The sequence below is a fragment of the Lamprobacter modestohalophilus genome, assembly GCF_016583905.1.
In the GTDB taxonomy this organism is placed as follows: Bacteria; Pseudomonadota; Gammaproteobacteria; order Chromatiales; family Chromatiaceae; genus Lamprobacter; species Lamprobacter modestohalophilus.
On record NZ_NRRY01000111.1, the window covers coordinates 1 to 4468 of the forward strand.

Genomic DNA, 4468 nt, shown 5'->3' on the forward strand with positions numbered 1-4468 from the left:
CCGTTGATCGGATCACCTTGTGGGTTTGCCGTGGTCCACTCGCTCAGAAAGCTGTGCGTCGCCCAATCCGAGCAGGACATGCTCGCGATCCAACTCAAGAATCGCATCAGCGCTGCATCAAACCCTGGGACGAACTGCTCGGCCGGATAGGCTGTGCGTCTTGGCGTGGTGCGGGTGGCGAATGCGCTGAGCTCCAGCAGGTATCCTCGACGACTTTGCGTGTTCAGCTCCGCCTCTGTCCAGCCGGTGTGTTCCAGGACTTTGGCGCGATCCCAATAACGCTCATCGTCCTCGAACTCAATGGCGTGGGTTTCAAGGTCGCCAAGCTCCTCGTCGGGGCAGAACAGATGGGCCATGCCAAACAGCAGATCTTCAGCGTGACGGTCATCGTCTAATTCCTGGATGCTTTGCTTGAGCGTTTCCTTCTCCGCCTGTGTTTGCTCTGGATCGCCGTAAAACGAGAAGTCGCTGGTGATCGCGCCAATCAGCTCATGCAAGGTGATCGAGGGGGGTCCTTGAGCGGTGCCCAGCGGCACGCCGACCATCAATCGGTCCTGACGACGTTTTCCGCTGATGGTGAGCGACATGATGCCAGCGCCGATGCTGAGCGGCAGGTCGATACAGCGATCGAAATCGAAGCTGACGGAGTAGTCGATCTGGCTCCCTGCTGTGTAGTGGACGCCCGATCGGTCCATGTCCTGCGCAAGGGGCGCGGATCGGCCGCTGAGATGCCAATAACGGGACGCGTCCTTGATCGTAACAGGGCGGCCTGCCTGGTCGGTGGTGTCCTCCAGCAGATTGAGGTAGCGGGTTGAGGTCGGCGAGTGGGGCTCTTGCGCCGCGGCGATGCGCCTCAGCAGCTCATTCGGTATGCGCAGTTCTTGGGACAACGAGAGCACCAGAGACTCCACCGGGGGCTCGGTGGAGTCGGCGTCTTCGCGAGGGTCTGGCACCAGGTAGACGGCACGCAGAGCGTCGCAGCGTGCCGCGTACTCATGCGCCCAGTTGTGCTTGTAGAGATCCATCAGCGTCGCGTTGGCCTTGAGCAGGTCGAACACCGCGGACAAGCGGACGCCGGGTTGGATCGCGACGATGCGATCGAGCCAGTGCTGAGCCTCAGCGGTGATGTCATCGAGACGCTCTCGCAGCCCCTCAGGGGTTTCATGTTGGCGACGAAACAGGAGGCGACCCTCAGGAGTGAGCTCGATTTCGGAATACGCGGACATCGGGATTGCCATGGTCGGGGTGGAACGTCGCTACACCTACAGCGCTCGTCGCCCTACCCTACACGCTTGATCATGGACTTTCAGAAGCGCGCTGAATCTCGGACTCAATGATTCCAGCTCCTCCTCGGTGACCAACTCATGGCTGCGCATCATTGAGCGTCCGAGATGTTCTGAGTGATCGATATCTGACCAGCAGCCTTGCCCAAAAGCTCCAAACCACGCACATCCTTCCCAGCTTCACGCTGAGCACGCAACTGGAATCGAGTCTCCGCATCGGTCTCGGCCAACATGACGCTCGTCATCTCCTCGAAGAGCCGGGCCACACTGGTACCGCGTTGACGGGCGACGACCTCAAGCCGTCGGAGTTTCTCATCTGGCAGGTCCAGGGTGAGTGCGGTCATTGTCGTATCTCCCGCAGTAGGACTCCCAGGGATCAGGATACTTGGCGCCTCCTCTGACGGTCCGATGCGGAGCTGGCAGGCACTCGCAGTCTCGACAGGAACACAGTGCTTTCGGGCAGACGCTTGGGAAAAGCCGCACCGGCGATGGCCAAAGCGATCAGGCCGCTGATCTAGGCGCCCGGTCCATCGCCTGCGCTTGGCGTGGGACTGATCAAGCTGTTCCTGAAGCCCATCCTCGTCTGGCTGCCCAGTCTTGCATTGCCGCTGAGCGCCATGCAGCTCGAGGTCTTGATCATCGAAGCGGCGATGCCGTCGGCGCTCTTGGCCGTGGTCTTGGCACGACGCTATGGCTGCGATGCTGAACTCGCCTCCCAGCTCGTGCTCGCGACGAGCCTGGGCTGTCTGTTCAGCATGCTTCTGATCACCCGTCTGCTCTGGCCGAGCTGAGCGATGAGGCGGCAGACAACGCCGCTTCAGCAGCCCGCGGTGCCCGAGGCCGTTTCATCTGGCCTGCGCTCGGATAGCCAACCCACTGCGTTGGCCAGGAGCTGTCGCGTCTGAGCGAGTGCCGCGCGAAAAAAGTTCCCGACTGGTCATCCAGTGGCCGATCTGATCGGCTGGTCATGAAAGGGTCATCCAGATAAGGCATCGGAGCCCTCGCGCGTCGCTCATGCACAGGGTTATCCACAGCTTCGGTGGATAACCCTGACTTGACAAGCGTTACGCGGGAGACAACAGACTACAGGCAAGATGCCGCGGTCACCGTGCTGATCAAAGGTGCCGGCGTATCGCCTCGGCGCGGCTTCGAATGCGCGAGCGCTGCTCGTCTTGTAGACGGTCGAGATGGCGCCATTGCATACCCGCGCGCGGGTGATTACGGAAGCGCTCCTCATGACGCATCAGGAAGTCCCAGTAAAGCGCGGTAAACGGGCAGGCCATCTCGCCGCTGGCGTCGGCGGGGTCGAATGGACAGGAGGCGCAATAGTTGCTCATGCGCTGGATGTATTTGCCGCTTGCCACGTAGGGCTTTGACGCCATCAGCCCGCCGTCGGCGAATTGGGACATACCGAGCACGTTCGGCAGCTCCACCCATTCCACCGCGTCCACATACACCGCCAGGTACCAGGCATGTACCTGACGCGGTTCCACGCCCAGCAACAGTGCGAACAGGCCGGTGACCATCAGGCGTTGGATGTGATGGGCGTAGCCATAGTCCAGGGTCTGCCGAATGGTTTGGGCTAGGCAATGCATGTCCGTGTCGCCAGTCCAGTAAAAGGCCGGCAGCGCCGCTTGGGCGTCGAGATGATTCCAGTCCAGATAGTCCGGCATCCGCGTCCAGTACAGACCGCGCACATATTCACGCCAGCCCAGGATCTGCCGAACAAAGCCCTCCACCGAGGCCAGTGGTGCATCGCCGCGCGCGCCGGCCGCCACCGTTGCATCGAGCACGACACGCGGCGAGATCAGTTTCAGGTTCATCGCCGCGGCCAGGCGCGAGTGATAGAGGAAAGGCTCGCCGGTCCAGAGCGCGTCTTGAAAGGGGCCAAAGGCGGGCAGGCGATGGCGGACGAAGTCCTCAAGCGCTGCCGCGGCTTGCTCGGGGGTCACCGGCCAATCGAAATGCGCGGTAGAACCGGGATGATCGGAGAAGTGATGCCCGACATCGTTGATCACCGCGCGGGTGATTTCGTCGGCCGCAAAGCCGAGCGGCTCCGGGATCATGCCCGGCCCGGCGCGACCGAAGGGCTTTCGGTTTTGTTGATCAAAGTTCCACGACCCGCCCACGGGGTCCTTGCCGTCCATGAGCAGGCCGGTCTGTTTGCGCATGGCGCGATAAAAGTGCTCCAGCCGCGGTGCCTTGCGCCCGGCCATCCAGGTACCAAAGTCATCCAGGTCGATCAGGAAGTGGCGGTCTGGGCGCACCTCGAACGGCACCCCGGCCTGATCAGCGATCTGACGTAGCGTCTTCAGTGTCCGGTAGTCTCCGGGCTGGACCACAATCAGTTGCTCAGGTCGAGTCGACGCGATCTGCGCTAGCAGCGCCGCATCGAACCCTGGATAGGGATGCTCGCCGAGCCGCAGATAACGCAGCGGAATCGCGCGTGCTTCAAGCGTCTCCGCAAAATGCCGCATCGCGGACAGGAAATAGGTAATCCGCGCCTTATGTGACCAGACCTGGGTCGACTCTTCCGGCAGCTCCGCCATCCACACCTGGTCGTGCTCTGGGTCGAACCCATCAAAGGCGGCCGAAGCCAGATTGAGCTGGTCGCCGAGAATGATGACGAGTCGGCGCAGCCTCATGCCGCTGCCTTCTTGTGCCTGGCACAGCCCCGGGAGCAGTAGCGCACCTCATCCCAACAATTCGCCCAGCGGCGACGCCAGGCGAATGGCCGCCCGCAGCCCATACAGGTCTTGGTGGGGAGGTGGGGCTTGCGATGTGCCTTCATGCTCGCTGCTGATCGGATTGGGCAGAAGAGGGATTGGCCTCCACGGCGTGGTGCCCGCCGCCGACTGCCGTGTGTCTTCAAGAGTTGTCGGCCCTCGTCCCTAGCCTCAGGTGACCTGCGTGCCGCTTGGATACGGCCGCGGGCCTCGCGAACTATATATGGTTGACGCAGGTCCGGGGTACCCCGCCCGAGGAGATCGTCCTGTTCGGGCATTCACTTGGAGGCGCGGTGACGGCTTGGCTGGCCGCACTCACCAGTCCCGCAGGGGGTGATCATCGAATCCAGCTTTGACCGGATGCAGAGCCTGGCGGAGGTGCATTATCCCCTGCTCTCGCGCCTGATCCCGCTTCGGGTCGCCTTCCCGGCCGTTGATGAGATCGCCACCGTGCAGAGT

General features: G+C 62.2%; 5 protein-coding genes. 1 reads left to right on the forward strand and 4 read right to left on the reverse strand.

Features of this window, described 5'->3' with window-relative positions:
• Together CKO42_RS25825 and CKO42_RS25830 are read right to left on the reverse strand one after the other, a co-directional pair.
• A partial coding sequence (locus CKO42_RS25825; RefSeq protein WP_200251928.1) for a hypothetical protein occupies positions 1–1226 on the reverse strand: 1226 nt, incomplete at its 3' end.
• A 149-nt stretch (positions 1227–1375) separates the two neighbouring features.
• Positions 1376–1627, reverse strand: a complete 252-nt coding sequence (locus CKO42_RS25830; RefSeq protein WP_420844345.1) for a toxin-antitoxin system HicB family antitoxin — start codon at positions 1625–1627, stop codon at positions 1376–1378.
• Positions 1628–1828: 201 nt separating this feature from the next.
• Between CKO42_RS25830 and CKO42_RS25835 the strand changes: the two genes are divergently transcribed.
• Positions 1829–2074, forward strand: coding sequence for an AEC family transporter (locus tag CKO42_RS25835; RefSeq protein WP_200251931.1), 246 nt, complete (start codon positions 1829–1831; stop codon positions 2072–2074).
• Positions 2075–2398: 324 nt separating this feature from the next.
• Here the strand turns inward: CKO42_RS25835 and CKO42_RS25840 are convergent, their stop codons facing one another.
• Positions 2399–3928 carry a cryptochrome/photolyase family protein gene (locus CKO42_RS25840; protein ID WP_200251934.1) on the reverse strand — a complete coding sequence of 510 codons (1530 nt, stop codon included), beginning with the start codon at positions 3926–3928 and terminating at the stop codon, positions 2399–2401.
• Positions 3925–4287 carry a DUF2256 domain-containing protein gene (locus CKO42_RS28380; protein WP_338035010.1) on the reverse strand — a complete coding sequence of 121 codons (363 nt, stop codon included), beginning with the start codon at positions 4285–4287 and terminating at the stop codon, positions 3925–3927. The genes CKO42_RS25840 and CKO42_RS28380 overlap by 4 nt, the downstream gene beginning before the upstream one ends.
• Positions 4288–4468 lie beyond the last annotated feature (181 nt).

Coding starts and splice junctions, on each gene's coding strand:
- CKO42_RS25830 (WP_420844345.1), bottom strand. CDS start 1,627: ATGACCGCACTCACCCTGGACCTGCCAGATGAGAAACTCCGACGGCTT.
- CKO42_RS25840 (WP_200251934.1), bottom strand. CDS start 3,928: ATGAGGCTGCGCCGACTCGTCATCATTCTCGGCGACCAGCTCAATCTG.
- CKO42_RS28380 (WP_338035010.1), bottom strand. CDS start 4,287: ATGCCCGAACAGGACGATCTCCTCGGGCGGGGTACCCCGGACCTGCGT.